14 protein-coding genes are annotated in these 17,472 nt (G+C 54.2%); 6 read left to right on the forward strand and 8 right to left on the reverse strand.

The window, feature by feature from the left end; genetic code table 11:
• Nucleotides 1–2 precede the first annotated feature (2 nt).
• The 3 genes from WA318_RS17675 to WA318_RS17685 all read right to left on the reverse strand — a co-directional run bounded on the left by WA318_RS17675 (nucleotide 3) and on the right by WA318_RS17685 (nucleotide 2,629).
• The gene (locus WA318_RS17675) at nucleotides 3–890 is read right to left on the reverse strand and encodes a 23S rRNA (adenine(2030)-N(6))-methyltransferase RlmJ (protein ID WP_336083248.1); all 888 of its coding nucleotides are present in this window, start codon (nucleotides 888–890) and stop codon (nucleotides 3–5) included.
• Nucleotides 891–896: 6 nt separating this feature from the next.
• Nucleotides 897–1,808, reverse strand: coding sequence for an rRNA large subunit pseudouridine synthase E (locus WA318_RS17680; RefSeq protein WP_336083250.1), 912 nt, complete (start codon nucleotides 1,806–1,808; stop codon nucleotides 897–899).
• Nucleotides 1,809–1,894: 86 nt separating this feature from the next.
• Entirely contained in the window at nucleotides 1,895–2,629 is a 735-nt protein-coding gene (locus WA318_RS17685) for an SIMPL domain-containing protein (protein ID WP_336083251.1), read from the reverse strand.
• A 271-nt stretch (nucleotides 2,630–2,900) separates the two neighbouring features.
• Between WA318_RS17685 and WA318_RS17690 the strand changes: the two genes are divergently transcribed.
• Nucleotides 2,901–3,578, forward strand: a complete 678-nt coding sequence (locus WA318_RS17690; protein WP_114096988.1) for a D-lyxose/D-mannose family sugar isomerase — start codon at nucleotides 2,901–2,903, stop codon at nucleotides 3,576–3,578.
• A gap of 100 nt (nucleotides 3,579–3,678) precedes the next feature.
• Here the strand turns inward: WA318_RS17690 and WA318_RS17695 are convergent, their stop codons facing one another.
• A complete protein-coding gene (locus WA318_RS17695) occupies nucleotides 3,679–4,635 on the reverse strand; it encodes a TPR end-of-group domain-containing protein (protein WP_258548613.1) in 957 nt (318 codons plus the stop codon).
• Between the two features lie 177 nt (nucleotides 4,636–4,812).
• Here WA318_RS17695 and WA318_RS17700 point away from each other — a divergent pair, with 177 nt between their 5' ends.
• From WA318_RS17700 to WA318_RS17710, 3 genes are all read left to right on the forward strand, one after another.
• Complete coding sequence (locus WA318_RS17700) at nucleotides 4,813–5,925, forward strand: GGDEF domain-containing protein (RefSeq protein WP_336083336.1); 1,113 nt, start codon at nucleotides 4,813–4,815, stop codon at nucleotides 5,923–5,925.
• Nucleotides 5,926–5,997: 72 nt separating this feature from the next.
• Entirely contained in the window at nucleotides 5,998–7,182 is a 1,185-nt protein-coding gene (locus WA318_RS17705) for an NAD(P)/FAD-dependent oxidoreductase (RefSeq protein WP_114096987.1), read from the forward strand.
• 134 nt (nucleotides 7,183–7,316) lie between these two features.
• On the forward strand, nucleotides 7,317–7,508 hold the full coding sequence (locus WA318_RS17710) for a PLD nuclease N-terminal domain-containing protein (RefSeq protein ID WP_336083253.1): 192 nt from the start codon (nucleotides 7,317–7,319) through the stop codon (nucleotides 7,506–7,508).
• A 64-nt stretch (nucleotides 7,509–7,572) separates the two neighbouring features.
• On the opposite strand, the gene WA318_RS17715 is transcribed toward WA318_RS17710, so the two are convergent.
• Both WA318_RS17715 and WA318_RS17720 read right to left on the reverse strand, forming a co-directional pair.
• Complete coding sequence (locus WA318_RS17715; protein WP_336083255.1) at nucleotides 7,573–9,339, reverse strand: TRAP transporter permease; 1,767 nt, start codon at nucleotides 9,337–9,339, stop codon at nucleotides 7,573–7,575.
• 73 nt (nucleotides 9,340–9,412) lie between these two features.
• Entirely contained in the window at nucleotides 9,413–10,369 is a 957-nt protein-coding gene (locus WA318_RS17720) for a TAXI family TRAP transporter solute-binding subunit (RefSeq protein ID WP_336083257.1), read from the reverse strand.
• A 437-nt stretch (nucleotides 10,370–10,806) separates the two neighbouring features.
• Here WA318_RS17720 and WA318_RS17725 point away from each other — a divergent pair, with 437 nt between their 5' ends.
• On the forward strand, nucleotides 10,807–12,243 hold the full coding sequence (locus WA318_RS17725; RefSeq protein ID WP_258548612.1) for an MFS transporter: 1,437 nt from the start codon (nucleotides 10,807–10,809) through the stop codon (nucleotides 12,241–12,243).
• Nucleotides 12,244–12,473: 230 nt separating this feature from the next.
• Nucleotides 12,474–14,666: a malate synthase G gene (locus tag WA318_RS17730; protein WP_336083260.1), complete on the forward strand. Its 2,193-nt coding sequence runs from the start codon at nucleotides 12,474–12,476 to the stop codon at nucleotides 14,664–14,666.
• Nucleotides 14,667–14,771: 105 nt separating this feature from the next.
• On the opposite strand, the gene map is transcribed toward WA318_RS17730, so the two are convergent.
• Entirely contained in the window at nucleotides 14,772–15,521 is a 750-nt protein-coding gene (gene map, locus WA318_RS17735) for a type I methionyl aminopeptidase (protein ID WP_114096983.1), read from the reverse strand.
• 98 nt (nucleotides 15,522–15,619) lie between these two features.
• Nucleotides 15,620–17,290 (reverse strand): GGDEF domain-containing protein, encoded by a 1,671-nt coding sequence (locus WA318_RS17740; protein ID WP_336083262.1) that lies wholly within the window; start codon nucleotides 17,288–17,290, stop codon nucleotides 15,620–15,622.
• Between the last annotated feature and the right edge of the window lie 182 nt (nucleotides 17,291–17,472).

Consider the following 17,472-nt stretch of genomic DNA (forward strand, 5'->3'; position numbering starts at 1 on the left):
TTTTATTCGGCTGCAACCAGCCAGTGCACTGAATGCTTGGCCGGACCGGGGAGCTTGCATGTCTTTGCAAGCCAGTTTCCGATTTCATCAAGCTGCTGATCAAATTGCCAGGGCGGGTTGATCACAAGCAACCCGGTGCCACGCATCCGGCCCTTTGCCCCGCCATCGCGACTTGCAAGTTCCGCACACAGGACGCCCCCCGCTGACTTGATGGCGCCAAATGATCTGCGAAGGTCGGTATCAAAGCCGTCCTCAAGGATCGGATACCACAACATGAATGTCCCGGTTGGCCATTTGTCCCATGCCTGCCGGATGGCGGCCGCTGCTTTCTGATAGTCCTGTTTGACGTCGTAACTCGGATCCATCAGCACCAGACCGCGACGGATGGCAGGCGGCATCATGCCAACCAGACCTTCATATCCGTCACGTTTATGCAGGTGAATTCGGTCATCGCGCTTTACACGGTGATGCAGCGTTTCAAATTCGCGCGGATGAAGTTCCATCAGGACAAGCTGATCGTCCTCGCGCAGCATTTCGCGCACAATAAACGGCGAACCCGGATAAAACGGACCACGATATTCATCATCTTCGCGCACACCATAATCACGCCCCCTTGCCTTCGGGTCAAAACCGGCAACGTGATCAAGATATTGCTGCAACATTTCTGGTGGATTGGCACCGGCCTTGGCCAGCGCATAGCCGTCTTTCCATTCGCCGGTCTTGGCGGCCTGTTCACTGCCAAGATCATACCAGCCGGACCCAGCATGGGTATCAATTACGCAGAACGGCTTTTTCTTTTTGCGCAAATGCGACAGCACAAGCCAAAGAGCGGCATGTTTATGCATGTCCGCAAAGTTCCCGGCATGAAATCCGTGCAGATAACTTAACATGTCGGTCTATCCTTTCTTGGGGCGCGCACCGTTTCGCCCGCCTTTGACAGAATACGATTTCACACCGGAACGCCCCGACGAACGTTTACCGGGCTTTGCACTTCGGGAACCGCCCGTTTTGCTGCGCCCGGCTGAGGTCGCAGTCGTTGCTGCACGTTTACCTGAGGGGCCCTGATTTGACCGGTCTTGCCCTGACGGAGCCGGATCGGACCGGGCGTTTCGGTGACGGGCCGGTTTATACCCGCCTTTTCGGCGCGACGGTCGCGATGACGGTTCATGAGCAATATCCACCGCCGCAATCTTATCAAGCTCGTCACGCCGTGGCGGCTTTGCCGATCCGGGCAACAAGCGCCGATGGGTTGCGGGTGGTGCTTCGACTTCGATCACTTTCCATTCGCCGGGCGCCAGGCCATCAAGCGTCCAGTCACCGATGGCATGGCGGATCAGACGCAGGGTTGGAAAACCCACCGCCGCCGTCATTCGCCGCACCTGACGGTTGCGACCTTCGGTAATGCTAAGCTCAATCCAGCTGGTCGGGATTTCCTTGCGATAGCGTACCGGCGGATCACGTTCCCAGAGATTGGCGGGCGCATCGATCCGACGCACCCTGGCAGGAAGCGTCATACCGTCTTTCAGCTCAACCCCGTTACGCAGGGCATCAAGGGCCTCGTCCGTCGGTTCGCCATCGACCTGCACCAGATAGGTTTTGGGTTTTTTGTATTTCGGATGAGCAATCTGGGCATTGAGCGGCCCGTGATCGGTGAGTAACAGCAAACCTTCGCTGTCGCGATCAAGTCGGCCAGCGGCATAGACCCCGGGCAGATCAATATAGTCGGCCAAAGTCGCCCGACCGTTTTCACGGTCGGTAAACTGGGTCAAAACGCCATATGGTTTGTTAAACAGGATCAATTGCGCCATGGCGCGCATAAAACCAGCTTTGGCCTGACTGTCAACAGATCGGTGAGCAACTGACCCATACAACCTGCTTCCGGCCTTCGGGACAGTTAGTCCTTGATCAGATATTCCATGGTGGTCACAACCCGGACCGTTTTATTGATCTGACTGGAATCAGTCATGTTGGGTGCGCCATCACCGGCCAGAATTTGAAACAGTCCCTGGGTCGCCCGCCGGATACCGCCCAGCTGACCACCCGAGTCCGTTGCAAATTGCAGGGCGGCCTCGCGGGCATTGGCGGTTGCGGCTGCGATCATTTCGGGTTTGATGGCGTTAAGCCCGGTGAACAGATAACTCGGCCCCGGATTATAGCCCTGCCCGCCCAGAACGATCCCGCCCTGAAGCAGTTTGCCGATATCCTGCGAAGCTGCGATCACCGCATCGACATCATCGGTTCGGACCTGAATGGTCTGATTGACGATATAGCGGCTTTCGACCGGACCCGACCGATAGGCTTGGGCAAGCTGGTCGGTGACTTGCAGATTTTGCAGTTCAGTCTGTTCCCGTGGAATGCCGTGCGATGCCAGAAAGTCAAAAAGGGTTTTGGTATCGGCATCGATCTTGCCCTGGGCATTTTGCAGCACGTCATCGGTGGCAACATAGGTGATCGGCCAGACGGCCTTGTCGGCCTTCACGTCGCGCTCTGCCAATCCCTTGACGGTGACAAAGCGATCAAGCGATCGCATGTTTTCGATCCCCTGACCGATCATCCATCCGGATGCCGCGATGCCGCCTGCAACCAGAATTCCCGCGACCACATTTGCAAAGCCCGAAGATTGCGCCATGTTCTTGTCCCTTGATGCCACACCCACTGCGTGTGTTTTGTGTCTTGAAGAATACTTCTTATCTCAGTGTATGGACAGAAAAAGCGGCAATAGAGAGGCATCGTTTAACAGACACCGATCCCTGAAATCTGTTTCCAGCCCTGTTTTTGAATGCATTCAAAAACTATCGCTTTCTGATATCCGTCATGTTAAAACCGCGCCAACAGTTTAAGGGCCAGAACATTGTTCCAGTATCTGACCCATACCATCCATAAGCCACAAGAGGTCTTCCATGCTGCGTTCTGAAATCAATGCCTGCATCGAGCACGCCAAAGAGCTGTACGCATCCATCGCATTCAAACTGCCGGAATGGGCACATTACAGCCCGCAACAGTGGGACGCCGAACCTGATCTTGCGAAATGGTGCCGCGGCCATCAGATGGGCTGGGACGTGACCGATTATGGCGAAGGCAATTTTGACAAACGCGGCCTAATTCTTTTCTGCCTGCGCAACGGCATCCTGCGTCAGCCGGGCGAAGTCCCCTATGCCGAAAAGATCATGATTGTTGGCGAAAATCAGGAATGTCCATGGCATTACCACAAGGTCAAAATGGAAGACATCATTGTACGCGGTGGCGGCAATCTGGTGATCGAGCTTTGCAACCTGACCGAAGACGGCCAGATGGATCGCGTCAATGACGTTCATGTCCGCACCGATGGGAAGCTCAACATCCTTCCTGCCGGTGGCAAGGTGGTTCTTGAACCGGGACAGAGTGTCACGCTGCCGCGCACACTTGTTCATCGCTTCTATGGTCAGGAAGGCAAAGGCCCGGTCATTGTCGGCGAAGTATCGCAGGTCAATGACGATCTGACCGACAACTATTTCTTTGATTGCGATGCACGCTTCACCAAGATCGAAGAAGACGTCGCACCAATCCATCCGCTTTGGAACGAGCTGCCTTCCGCATAAGGCATCCGACCTTCAGATTGCAAAAAGCCCCGTAGCAAAACTGCGGGGCTTTTTCATTTTCGACGCGACCCGTATTACCCCGACACCTTGGGGTGTAAAATCATTCTGCGGGTTTCGCATCATTCTTGTCGCCAAGAATGTCCTCGAATTCCTTCATATCGCGAAGGGGTTCGAATTCTTCTTCGGTCCAGGCTGGTTGTCGCATTGATTCAGAAAGTTCCACCGCACGCTGCAGATCGGCAAGGGCTGCTTCGCGGAAGCCAAGACCGGCATTCGCACAAGCACGCTGATAGTATCCGTTGGCATTTTCCGGCGCCTCGGCCAGCAGCCTGTTGCACAGGCTGAGCGCCCAGTCACGATCCCCCAGTTGCAAGGCAGCGTCGGCCTTATAGGCCATGACTTCGGGATCGCCCGGTGCCAGTTCGAGAATCTTGTCATAGGTTTCGATTTTTGAGCGCGGGTTTGACAGCTGGTTGGCTTGCAGCCACAAGGCATGGATGGTCTGGGTCCGTTCAATTTCGTGCTGATGTTCGTTGATGACCCTGGATTTCAGGCGCAGTTCATCTTCAAGCGATGAAAGGCGCGCTTCGAATTCTTCGGACAGACGATGCAATTCCGTGTCGGCCAGATTTCGCACGCTTGATTTCAGTTCGCGCAAGGATTGCCAGCCCAGCATGGTCAGAAGCGCACCGACCGCTGCAACAAAATAGAAGAAATAGGTCACCGTATTGGACGAATAGGAAATTGCCTTGTCGATGGCTTCCAGCTGACGATTGACGACTTCACGCAAAAGTTCTGCGCGCATGCCCTGCATCTCGGTGCGCAGGTTTTTAAGTTCGTCGAGAACATAACGCTCCATCAATGGCGGCATGTTTGATCGTTCTGCCGGATCAAGTGGTCTGAAATCAATGCCATCAGGTGGCAGGGGGCTTTCCGTCTGTGACTTGCTATCGCCATCGGTCTGCGCAAAGGCGTGATGGTTTGCCCCGCCGATGAGCAACACGCCCGTCAGAAGAACAATCCTGATGACATCCCTGAATTTCGACATTGTTTGCATGCCCTTTGTTTCCTGCCCTTTGAATGATCTGAACATAGCTTTCCGGAATGAACAAACCATAAAACCCGGGCTCGTCACCTCCATAAGAAATCACTGATCCAAATCAAACCTGCACAACTGGAAAGAGAGTATTCTGCCCGTTCCGACACATAATCAGGAATATCTTCCAGGTTGGCCATGCACACATACGGTCTTCGTCACGAGAATGCCCAGCAACATTCCAAGAGTGCGCTTACCCTGATGGCGCAACTTGGTGTGGTTCCGCATCCTGACAATTTTCTGATCTTCTATTCCTACATCGCGGGTACCAACCCGGATATGAACCAGACTATCGATATTCTGCTTAGCAACAATTGCGAGTTTGACGAACTGCAATGCAAGGCGATCCATGACCGCTTTTTCGGTGCTGAACGTGAACGCAAGATCATTGGCAGGATTACCGAGGACTTACGCCTCCAGATCAATGATACCCTGTCAAACGTGCAGAAAATCGGTATCGATACCAGCAAATATGGCAAGGCCCTGGATCACTTCTGCGACTACATCGCCAGCCGAGATTTCAGCAATCTTGAAGACTCGCTTGACAGTCTTTTGGGAGCAACCCGGCAGATGGAAGGCGCAAATCACAGCTTTGAAAACAGCCTTGATCATAGCTCGACGGAGATTTCCCGTCTGCGTCAGGATCTGGCAAATATGAAGCGCGAAGCCATGACCGACGGGCTGACCGGCATTGCCAATCGCAAGGCGTTCGATCAGCAACTGCGTAAAGAAGCGATGTCTGCCATGGAGCATGGCAAGCCTATGAGCTTGCTGTTGCTTGATATTGATCACTTCAAAAACTTCAATGACAATCACGGCCATCAGGCCGGTGATCAGGTCATTCGTCTGATGGCTGAATCGCTTCAGCGCAATGTCAAGGGACAGGACCTTGCCGCTCGTTACGGAGGCGAGGAGTTTGCCATCATCCTTCCGGGAACCGGACTGGGATGCGCCAAACAGTTCGCCAATCTGCTGCGGCAAAGTGTTGAAACCCACAAAATCGTCAGTAGAACGACAAACAAGGTAATCGGCAGCGTTACCGTCTCTATCGGTGTTGCCACATTCAAGTTTGGCGAGCCACTTGTCCGCCTGATCGAGCGCGCGGATCAGGCCCTTTATCATGCGAAATCAAAGGGCCGTAATCAGGTTGCAAGCGAACGCGATATCGCAACAGACACCGCCGAATGCAGTCCCGACGTAACGCAGAACAAAAACGTCGACGGCAAAACAGCAAATCAGCGTTGCGCCTGAGAACGCTGACAACATCCTTATTTCCACGTATAAGGCTGGCCAACTCATCCAATTCAAACTGGTCTGGTTTACGTGAAAAAAATTGATGTTCTGATCATTGGCGCAGGTGCGGCTGGCCTGATGTGCGCGATCGAAGCTGGCAAGCGCGGGCGTTCTGTCGTCGTCGTTGATCATTCCGCCAAGCCCGCAGAGAAAATTCGTATTTCCGGCGGCGGGCGGTGCAATTTCACCAATGTCCATACCAGCCCGGAAAACTTCATTTCCGAGAACAAGCGGTTCTGTGTATCGGCACTTAAACGCTATACGCAGCATGATTTTCTGGATCTGGTGAACAGCTACAATATCACCTGGCACGAGAAAACGCTGGGGCAGCTGTTCTGCGATGAATCATCCTTCCAGATCATTGACATGCTGCTTGATGAATGTGATGCGGCAAATGTTGAAATCCGCCTCAATACCGAAATATCAAACATCATGCGGCGTGATGATGAAGGTTTTGACGTCACCACGCGCACCGGTGCGCAATGGACCTGTCAGTCCCTTGTCGTTGCCTGTGGCGGATTATCAATCCCGAAAATCGGTGCGACCGGGTTCGGGTATCAGATTGCCCGCCAGTTCGGGATCAATGTTATCCCGACCCGTGCGGCGCTTGTACCCTTTGTCTTTGACCCGGACCTGCGCGCCAGAACCGGTGAACTTTCAGGCATCTCGGTGGATGCGATTGTTGGCTGCAACAAAAAGCAGTTCCGCGAAGGATTGCTGTTTACCCATCGCGGTCTGTCTGGCCCGTCGATCTTGCAAATTTCGTCCTATTGGAACGAAGGTGACAGCATCTCGGTTAACCTGAACCCGGAAGAAGACGCGTTCGATCTTTTGAAATCGGCCAAGGCCGAAAATCCGAAACAGGCCGTTCATAATGTTCTGTCACGCATTCTGCCAAACCGGCTCGCACAGATGATTACTGCCCGCCACGGACTTGAACGCCCGATTGGCGAAACCGGGGACAAGGCGCTGCGCAAACTTGCCATGGATGTCAATCAATGGTCGGTTACGCCAAGCGGGACAGAAGGTTACCGCACTGCCGAGGTTACGGTTGGCGGGGTAGATACCAATGCCCTGTCATCCAAAACCATGGAAGCACGCGATGTGCCGGGCCTTTATTTCATCGGTGAGGTCGTTGATGTGACCGGCCATCTTGGCGGGTTCAATTTCCAGTGGGCCTGGTCATCGGGCTGGTCGGCCGGGCAGGTTGTCTGATCACTAATCTTTGCCCCTGATTGACAGCCAAGTTAAGCCATCAAGTTACCCCGCACGGGAACAACGGCGGTAATCAACCGTTTATCCTTCAGGCGCGGCCATGATCGCCGCAGCAATAATGATGAGGTTGGAACATGGTTGAGTATGGTGGAATTATTGGCCTGTTGGTTCTGATTGCCGACGTATGGGCCATCGTCAATGTGATGGGCAGCGGTGCCAGCACCGGATCGAAAGTCATCTGGACCGTGCTTATTCTGGTCTTGCCGGTACTTGGTCTGATCATCTGGCTGTTTGCCGGGCCGCGCAGTGGACGCGCATCCGCTTAGAAAACGCTTTTGAGCAAGAGCAAAACAAAAAGGTCGACAGGGTTCCCTGTCGACCTTTTGTCATTCAGATTCCCGCAGCAAAGATGGCTATGCCGCCAACTGCAACCAGTGCGGAACGTATCACTGCAGAGCGCGGCGAAATCAAACCAAACGATATGGCTGTCAAACCAACCGAGACCTTAAGCCCCGCGGCAATGGCCCAGACCGGATCATTGGCCAGATCAATCAGCGATGCGTTGGCGATCATCGCCAGTGGCACGATGTAAAGGCCGACACCAAGCGCCATCGCCGTTCCGGCAACCTTGAGCCAGTTTTCCTCGACCATGCCTGCGGCAATGAACACGGCCCCGCAGACCGGCGGCGTGATGGTTGAAAGCAGTGCAAACCAGAACACAAACAAATGTGCCTGAAGCGGTTCAAGCCCAAGCTCGATCAGGGCCGGTCCCGCAACCGACACGCAGATCACATAGGCCGCCGTCGTCGGGACTTCCATCCCAAGGATCAGACAGGCCAGTGCCGTGAGCAACAAGGCCGGCCACAACATGCCGCCTGATCCAGAAAGCAGAAGCGAGGTGATCTTGATCCCAAGCCCGGTCAGTCCCAGAACACCGATGACAATCGAGGCACACAGAATGATCGACCCGATCATTGCAACCTGACGTCCGGCATTCAGGCAAACATCGGTAAACCGGTCTTTTGCACGGTTGAGATCAAAGGTCAGTCCGGCATCAAAGAACAGCAATGCTGCACCGGCCATCAAAGCAAGACATGCAGCATATTGCGGTGTGTAACCCCCGCCAAACATCCCCCACAGCAAGATTGTAAAGGGGACGAGGAAGAAACAGGACGTAATGACAACCGCGCGCATTTGCGGGCGATCTTCCTCGGGAACGCCGGGAAGGTCATAGCGCTGGGCAAAGGCATTAATCCCGACCCAGACGGCCAGAAAATAAAGGATCGCCGGCAGGATCGCCGCCACCATGATATCGACATAGGGGCGTCCGGTCAGCTCGACCATCACAAAGGCACCTGCCCCCATCAGTGGCGGCATGATCTGGCCACCCGATGACGCAACGGCCTCGACCGCAGCTGCAAGACGTTTGGGATAACCAAGCCTGGTCATCGCAGGAAGGGTAATTGCCCCGGTCGATGCCACATTGGCCGATGCCGATCCCGATATGGACCCGAACAATGCCGATGACACCACCGATACCTTGGCCGCACCACCCTTAAGGCGTCCGGCCGCCGCACCGGCAACATTCATGAAGCCCTGCCCGGCTTCACCGGCATTCAGGACGGCACCAAAAATTACAAAGATCGCGACGATGCTGACCGAAACACCGGTCAGGCTGCCCCAAAGACCGCCTTCGGCAATGGTCAGAGTGCCAAGCATGCTTTCGACCGGAAGACCGGCATGACCGAACTCGCCGGGAATGTATTCGCCGTAAAGTGCGTAAATAAGAGCAATCGCAGCAACCAGCGGCAAGGGCCATCCAATCGCCCGGCGCGCCATTTCAAGCACGATAAGAAGAAGTGCCGAAGCCATCGCGATCTGGCCATTGCCCATCAGGAATCCGTACTGATCCCCAAGTGCGGACTGATTGAACACGATCCAGCCACAGCCAATCAATCCGGTCACGGTCAGAATGATGCCCGAAATCTTTTGTGCAGGTGTTTTCGCAACAAAGATCAGCGCCCATGGCAAGGCAAGCGCCATATGGATCGGTCGACTGACAAGGTTGGGAACAAGGCCGGAAAAAATCAGCCAGAGATGAAATGCAATCGAGATTGCACCAAGGGTAATCCAGAAGGGGCGAGAAATGGCCGACATGTTTATTCAGTACGTTTGATAAAGAATGGCCCGGCAAGACTGCCGGGCCTGTCATATGCGATAAAATCAGGTCCTAGCGCTGATCGTCACGGATCGGGAAGCCTGCCTCGGCATAGTAACGCAGGGCACCTGCGTGGATTTTGCCGGTAATATTGGCAAGCATTTCCGGTGCAACACCATTCCACCAGGAAGAGCTTTCACCCATTTTGGCTTTCTGTTCCCAGAAGGTCCGGGTTAGCTGATAGGCAGTATCGTCATCCATCTGGTCGGTTGCAAAGGCAACAACCGAAAGCGACGCCGTGGTGATGTCCTGATCCTGATTGGAATAGGTACCTGCCGGAATAACCGTCTTGTCGCGTTTGGTCAGGGCAAGCTGTTCGTCAGATAGCGACAGAACATTTACATCTGTGCCAGCCGCCGCTTCGATGACGTTCGGTGCAGGCCAGGAGCCCGCCGTGACGAAACCGTCAATCTGACCATTTTTAATCGCAGCAACGGCGTTCGACAGTTCGGCATCTGCCAGATTGACCTTGCCTTCAAGACCAAACAGCTTGAGGTATTTTTCACCTTCGCTTGCACCGAAGGATCCCTTGCCAAGCAGAATGGTTTTGCCCTCAAGACCCGGGAAATCGGTTACGCCGGAATCTGCGCGCATCACGAAATGCATGGTCAGGGACGGGATCGGGAACAGAGCACGGACACCAGCGAATTTTTCAGCCGGGCGGTCCTTGAACGGGCCTTTGGCAGCCTGTGCCAGACCGACCAGACCGGGCGGGGAGGTAAACACATAATTGCCCGGACGCACCATGGCTTCCATGACGTTCTGGACCGAACCCTGACTTTCTTCGACAGTGACGATCACATCACCGTTGGTGCCGACTTTCATTGCTTCGGCAAACTGGGCAGCCATCTGGTAATAAGACGACGCTGCCTTGGCCGATTTAAGGGTTACACGGGTTTCGGCCTGTGCCGCAGTCGCCATGGACAGTGCCATCACACCGGCGGCAATAGCGCCAAGAGTACGTTTCATTTTCAAGGTTTCCTCCCCTCGTATGGTGATCCACCGGTCGGCTTTGACTGCCGAACTTGAAGGTGAACCGTTTCGCTGGTGGCGAAATCGCGCAAAAACCAGCCCGGTTTCGGGATGGTTTTGGCAAAAAGAACCAAATTCCCGGTCATAGAAAGCATCAATCGCGTCAAGGTCAAGCAGCTTGTTGGCATGACGGTCCATTGATTGACCACCAAGCAGTCCGCATTTCACATGCCAGTTGCGCAAAACAGGCACTGTTCGCGGTTAGGCTTCGCGCTTAAAGGATGCGATGAATTTGCACGGGAACTTATTGTGCAAGCCAACGTTAGCTCCAAAATGGATGACAATCCTTTTGCCTCAACGGCTTGTTTGGATTGACATGCTTTGCACCCATACCGCAGGGTATCATTACCCCACAAAACTCAGACGAGGATGCCATGCCGCGCTCGCCGGTCGCACTGATCATTGCACTGTCAGCCACATTATTTGCGGCATTTGCGCTTAATAGTGGTGCGTCACTGCAATCATCACTTTTGGCTCTGCGCGCCTCGTCCGAAGGATTCGCACCGATCTTCACCGGTATCATCATGGCATCCTATTATATCGGGTTTGTTGCCGGAATCGTCTGGGGTGCCAGTCTTGTCAACCGGGTGGGACATATCAGGACATTTGCCGCACTGGCATCAACCGGGTCAGCTATTACATTGCTGCATGCAGTCATCGTTGATCCGATTACATGGTCGCTGTTTCGCGCCTTGACCGGTCTTTGTGTATCGGGCCTGTATCTGGTGATTGAAAGCTGGCTGAATGCACAGGCTGATAACACGTCACGCGGCGGCACAATTGCCATATACATGACGGTATCACTTGGCGGGCTTGCGATTGGTCAGTTGTTGCTCAATGTCTCGCCAATTGACAGCTTTGAGCTGTTTACCGTCGCCTCGGTCTTGCTGTCGCTGTCTTTGGTGCCGCTTGCCCTGACCCGTCAACCACCGCCGACCGCAGTCAGTGGCGAGCGCATGACATTCCGTCGCCTTTACAATATTTCCCCGCTTGGCTTTGTTGCCGCGTCGGGTGCTGGCGTCCTGTCGGGCGCGGTTTATGGTGTCGGTCCGGTCTTTGCCGCCGACCTTGGTCTGCCGACACAGGATGTTGCCTATTTCATGTTCTTTGTCATTCTGGGCGGCATGATCATGCAGTTCCCGATTGGCAAGATATCGGACATGGTGCCGCGCCAGTATGTGATGATCGTGGTTTTGCTCGGACTGGCGATTTGTGGTCTTCTGCCACTGGCAGCCCCGGAAATGATCAGAAACAACCTGACACTCTGGGGCGGGATCACCGGCGTCTTTATCATGCCGATCTATGGATTGGCTGTGGCCTATGTGAACGACTATCTCGAACCCGAGGATATCGTCCCGGCATCGGGTGGTCTTCTGATTATTTATGGTGCGTCGGCCGCCACCGGCCCACTTTTGGGTGCCAGTGCCATCGGGCAGATGGGCCCGTGGGCGCTTCCGGTATTCTTTGCAATCATCGGTGTCTGCGTCGCAAGTTTCGCGATCTATCGTGCCGGCTTTGGCCGTCGCATCAGTATCGAGGAACAGGGACAGTTCGTTGCCGTACCGCGCACAACGCCGATGGCGTTTGAATTATCCCCGATCACCGATGATCCGGGCCATATCGAACCGGATGGCAGCATACCGGGAAACCAGACGTTGGATGCCGATGAAATCGCCGGGATGATGACACCGGATGGCACCGCGCATCCTGATGACATCGGACAAGTACCGGTTGACGGACAAGTGCAAGCAACTGGTGTTGCAGATAAAAACGAGCAGGATGATACCGGTTCAGACAAACCGCGCGGCTGATGCCATCACCTGATATGATGTCTTTGATCCCGGCATGGATGCACAAATCCGTACCGGGTTTAATTCCATAATACGGAAAACATCCCAAAATAATAAAACCGACTGTGGACCCATCGGGGATTCAACCCATATGTTGTGGCAAATGAAAGCGCGGAGACGTGACGAGGATGTCGCCCATATTCGGACAGACACCCACACCCGCGGCGGTTCCAAGTCTGGTGAGAGAAAACATGACCCAACGTATTCAAAAAGGCGGCCTTCAGATTGCAACGGTTTTGCATGATCTGGTTGCCAATGAAATCATTCCCGGAACCGGGATCGATGCCGATCAGTTCTGGGCATCTTTTGAAAAACTCGTCACCGAGCTTGGCCCGCGCAACAAGGCTCTGCTGGCAAAGCGCGACGAACTTCAGGCAAAGATCGACGAATGGCACCTGTCACGTCAGGATCAGGCCCGCGACCCGGCCGCCTACAAGGAATTCCTGACCGAGATCGGTTATCTGCTTCCGGAAGGTGATGATTTCTATATCGGCACCACTAATGTTGATCCGGAAATTGCCCGCGTTGCTGGCCCGCAGCTTGTTGTGCCGGTGATGAATGCACGCTACGCACTCAATGCAGCCAATGCGCGCTGGGGCAGCCTTTATGATGCGCTCTATGGCACCGATGTGATCGATGATGCCGATGGCAAGGAAAAGACCAAGGGCTTTAACCCGAAACGTGGTGCTGCTGTTGTGGCCTATGCGGCGGACTTCCTCGACAAGGCAGTGCCGCTTGCCAGCGGAAAACATGCCGATGCCGCAAAATACGAAGTCCGCGAAGACGGATCGGGTTGGTGGACGCTGGTCGTGACCCTGACTGATGGCAGCGAAAGTGCGCTGGCACAGCCATCACAGTTCATTGGTTATAACGAAAAGAGTGGTGCGCTTGCGGAAATCCTTCTGCGCAATCACGGCCTTCACATCGAAATCCGCATTGATCCGACCCATCCGATTGGCAAGGAACATGCCGCGGGTGTTTGCGATGTCATTCTCGAATCTGCACTGACAACCATTCAGGATTGCGAGGATTCAGTCGCCGCCGTTGATGCCGAAGACAAGACCCTTGTCTATCGCAACTGGCTTGGCCTGATGAAAGGCACGCTTGAAGAAAAATTCGAAAAAGGTGGCAAGACAGTTACCCGTCGCCTGAATGCAGACCGTTCCTATCAGGGATTTGACGGCAACGAAGTCGTTCTTCCGGGACGCAGCCTTATGCTGGTGCGTAACGTCGGCCATCTGATGACCTCGGATGCGGTGCTTGATGCCAATGGCAATGAAATCCCCGAGGGGTTCCTTGATGCCATGATCACCGGCCTGATTTCCAAGCATGATGTGGAAGGCAAGAACGAGCTTTCCAACTCCCGCCATGGCAGCGTCTATATCGTAAAGCCGAAAATGCACGGCCCCGAGGAAGTCGCCCTGACCAATGATCTGTTTGCCTTTGTCGAAGGTGCGATCAATGTTCCGGAAAACACTCTTAAGGTCGGCATCATGGACGAGGAACGCCGCACGACGGTGAACCTCAAGGAATGCATCCGTGCTGCAAAAGACCGCGTTGTCTTCATCAATACCGGCTTCCTTGATCGTACCGGTGATGAAATCCACACCAGCATGGAAGCTGGTCCGGTTGTCCGCAAGGAAGCCATGAAAGACCAGTACTGGATTTCGGCTTATGAAAACTGGAACGTTGATGTCGGTCTGGAATGCGGCATGAAGGGCATTGCCCAGATCGGTAAAGGCATGTGGGCCAAGCCGGACCGTATGGCAGAAATGATGGTTGCCAAAATCGGCCATCCAAAAGCCGGTGCCAACTGTGCATGGGTTCCGTCGCCGACGGCCGCAACCCTGCATGTCATGCATTATCACCAGATTGATGTGCGCGCCGTACAGGACGAGATCGGCAAACGTGAACGCGCAAGCCTTGATGACATTCTGGCGATCCCGCGCATGGGTGACACCAAACCGATGCCACGCGAAATTCAGGAAGAACTGGATAACAACGCCCAGGGTATCCTTGGCTATGTTGTCCGCTGGATCGATAGCGGCGTGGGTTGCTCCAAGGTGCCAGATATCAATGATGTCGGCCTGATGGAAGACCGCGCGACGCTTCGTATTTCAAGCCAGCATATTGCAAACTGGCTCCATCATGGCCTGTGCACCGAAGAACAGGTGATGGAAACCATGAAGCGCATGGCAGCCGTCGTTGACAAACAGAATGCTGGCGATCCGACCTATCGCAACATGGCCCCGAACTTTGATGACAGTGTTGCCTTTGCAGCGGCCTGTGATCTGGTCTTCAAGGGTCGCGAACAGCCAAACGGCTATACCGAGCCTGTCCTGCATGCCCGCCGCCGCGAAGCCAAGGCGAAATACGGCGCATAAGCAACCCACTTATAGACCAACCAAAAACAAAAGCCGCCCGGATCATTCGGGCGGCTTTTTGCTGCAAAAGATGCTGCAACATGAATTGCAGCATTCCTGTCTCTCTTATCCGCCCAGCGTCATGATCTCATAGCCCTTATCGGTCACGACAAGGGTATGTTCATACTGAACAGTGGCATCGCCGGTATCGGCAAACAATGTCCAGCCGTCATCTCCGTCCAGCGCCCATTTCGCACCATAGGACAGGAACGGTTCGATTGTGATCACCTGCCCTTTTTTAAGCGAGCGGCGTTCCTTGGGATCATCCCAGGTCGGAATGGTATGGGGATGTTCATGCAGGGATTTGCCAATGCCATGGCTGGCAAGGTTACGGATCAGGGTATAGCCGCCCTTGCGGGCAAAGCTTTCGATCTTAAGACCGATTTCGCGGATCGGGGCCTTGTCGCGCACGACCTTGATGCCCGCCCACATTGCCTTTTTGCCATCTTCACACAGCTTGACGATTTCAGGCTTTGGCGTGCCGCAAATGAAGCTGGCACCGGTATCGGAAAAATATCCGTCAAGCGATGCCGATACGTCGATATTAACCAGATCGCCATCAGCCAGAACCTGATCACCAGGAATGCCGTGTGCCACGGCTTCGTTCACACTGATACAGGTCGCACCCGGAAACTTGTATTCGGCCTCAGGTGCGGAAACAGCGCCCGCATCTTCAAGGATTTTACGACCGATATGATCAAGTTCCGCGGTTGTAATACCGGGAACAACGGCGGCCCCCATCACGTCGCGGGCGCGCGCGCAAATTCGGCCGATCCGACGCAGATGGTCGAGATCTTTTTCTGATGAAACTGTCATGAAATGCTTATTACGACGCCCTGAACCAAAGTCAAGAAACCTGTTCTAGTTGCGTTGGCCGCAACCACCCGCGACCTTTAGACCAAACAGTCACTCGATTATGCGCAGGACGACGAATTGTCCGTCAGGTCTTCGATATCGGAAAACACGATGTATCCGTTCTTGCCCCGCGCCTTGGCGGCATAAAGTGCCGCATCGGCATGTTCCAGAAGCTGCTCAGGTTCGCGGTTGTCATTGGGATATAGTGCAATACCGATGCTCATACTGATCGAAACACGGTTCCCGCCGGTAATGAACGGCATCAGAATTTCATGAAGGATGCGCTCGGCCAGTATGGCGGCTTCCTCCTTGCCATTCTGGTCGATATGGCAAACCAGCACCATCTCGTCACCGCCCAGCCGTGCCACCAGATCACCACCGCGCACACAACGGCGCAGGCGTTTTGCGACCTCGCGCAGGACATCATCGCCTGCGGCGTGACCAAACCGGTCATTGATCGGCTTGAAGTCATCAAGATCAAGCATCAGAACCGCGATCTCGGCCCCCTTGCGGTCCGCACGAGCAACTGCATGCTCGAAATAGACATCAAGTGCCAACCGGTTGCCCAGACCGGTCAGTTTGTCATGGTGTGCGATACGTTTCATTTCACCAAGTGCGGCATCTTTTTCGGTCAGCTTGGTCAATAGTGCCTGCAGGTTTTTTGACAGAATGTTGATTTCCCGTGCCCCGCGCACATCGGGAAGATTGCTGATTTCGCCACGCTTCATGGCTTCGATGCCATCGACCATCTTGCCAATAGGCCCGACCAGAAATCCCGCAGCCCACCATGCAATGGCGCTAAAGACCAAAGCCAGAAGCAATCCCCACAACAGAATATCGCGGCGCAAGTCATAGACCGGCGCCAATGCGTCCTCGACATGCTGTCTAACAAGAATGGACCAGCTCAGCCCTTTGTAATCAAGATGCCCGTCTGCCGGGGCATAACCGGTCAGATATTCTTTCCCGTCAGACCAGGTGCTTATTTTCCAACCAATATGCTTACTCTGTGCTTCACTCAACGCATCCAGGGAAAGCTTGGAACCAACCAGATTGCCATCCCCCCCCAAAAGCACCGTCCCATCCTGCGAGATCACAAAGATATCGACATTCTGATGAATACCCTGTCCGCTAAACAGGGACTTGCGGACGGCATCGGCCCATTCCCAGCTTAGATGGGTGGCAAGAACACCGGTGAATTCGCCACTGTCATTAACAAGTGGAACGGCGATATCGACGAACTGGATCGGTTCGCCATTATAAAGCGGGAATTTTTCGGCAAGCAGTTTGGCATCGTGAACATCGCCGATGAACTGACCATTTTTGCCATATTGGAAAACCGGGCGCTGGGCGATATTGGCCCCAACCAGCAGATCATTCGTCGCGGCAACTACCGTGCCGTCGCGATCCAGCACACCGATCCAGGTAAATATAGGAATTTCATGGCGTAACCGGTTGATAATAGAACTGATTTCGCGGACGTCCTGCATCTCGCGCAATACGCGTAATGTGCTGAGAACAGAAACCTCGCCACGGTGTGTCCACATCGTACGGTCAAGCTCGTCAGCCATCTGAAGCGCAATATCAGAAACCCCGATGCCAATCTGGTTTTGCAAATCCGCCCCAGAGCGCTTGCTGATGACAAAGCTCATCAGCGCCGCCAAACCAACAACCAAAAGCGCGGTTGCCAGTGCAACTTGCACACGGATTCCGACCTCAAAGACCTTAGCCAAGGCTGATCCTCTCACTCTCCAAAACCGGGGTCTGTTTTTGTTGTCTGTCGGCCCTCGGTGCGACGGGTTGACCCACCACGTCAGCAATGTTGGGAATATAAGAATTGCAGATGCGGTTTTGAAGAAGAAGTTCCAACAAAAAATGGCAGCCATTGAGCATGACTGCCATTCCTTAAAATCAG

Source organism: Thalassospira sp. CH_XMU1448-2 (assembly GCF_037027285.1).
In the GTDB taxonomy this organism is placed as follows: Bacteria; Pseudomonadota; Alphaproteobacteria; order Rhodospirillales; family Thalassospiraceae; genus Thalassospira; species Thalassospira profundimaris_C.

Bases quoted from the DNA above. Each gene is read 5' to 3' on its own strand.
- WA318_RS17675 (WP_336083248.1), bottom strand. From the start codon at position 890: ATGTTAAGTTATCTGCACGGATTTCATGCCGGGAACTTTGCGGACATG.
- WA318_RS17680 (WP_336083250.1), bottom strand. From the start codon at position 1,808: ATGGCGCAATTGATCCTGTTTAACAAACCATATGGCGTTTTGACCCAG.
- WA318_RS17685 (WP_336083251.1), bottom strand. From the start codon at position 2,629: ATGGCGCAATCTTCGGGCTTTGCAAATGTGGTCGCGGGAATTCTGGTT.
- WA318_RS17690 (WP_114096988.1), top strand. From the start codon at position 2,901: ATGCTGCGTTCTGAAATCAATGCCTGCATCGAGCACGCCAAAGAGCTG.
- WA318_RS17695 (WP_258548613.1), bottom strand. From the start codon at position 4,635: ATGCAAACAATGTCGAAATTCAGGGATGTCATCAGGATTGTTCTTCTG.
- WA318_RS17700 (WP_336083336.1), top strand. From the start codon at position 4,813: ATGCACACATACGGTCTTCGTCACGAGAATGCCCAGCAACATTCCAAG.
- WA318_RS17710 (WP_336083253.1), top strand. From the start codon at position 7,317: ATGGTTGAGTATGGTGGAATTATTGGCCTGTTGGTTCTGATTGCCGAC.
- WA318_RS17715 (WP_336083255.1), bottom strand. From the start codon at position 9,339: ATGTCGGCCATTTCTCGCCCCTTCTGGATTACCCTTGGTGCAATCTCG.
- WA318_RS17720 (WP_336083257.1), bottom strand. From the start codon at position 10,369: ATGAAACGTACTCTTGGCGCTATTGCCGCCGGTGTGATGGCACTGTCC.
- WA318_RS17725 (WP_258548612.1), top strand. From the start codon at position 10,807: ATGCCGCGCTCGCCGGTCGCACTGATCATTGCACTGTCAGCCACATTA.
- WA318_RS17730 (WP_336083260.1), top strand. From the start codon at position 12,474: ATGACCCAACGTATTCAAAAAGGCGGCCTTCAGATTGCAACGGTTTTG.
- map (WP_114096983.1), bottom strand. From the start codon at position 15,521: ATGACAGTTTCATCAGAAAAAGATCTCGACCATCTGCGTCGGATCGGC.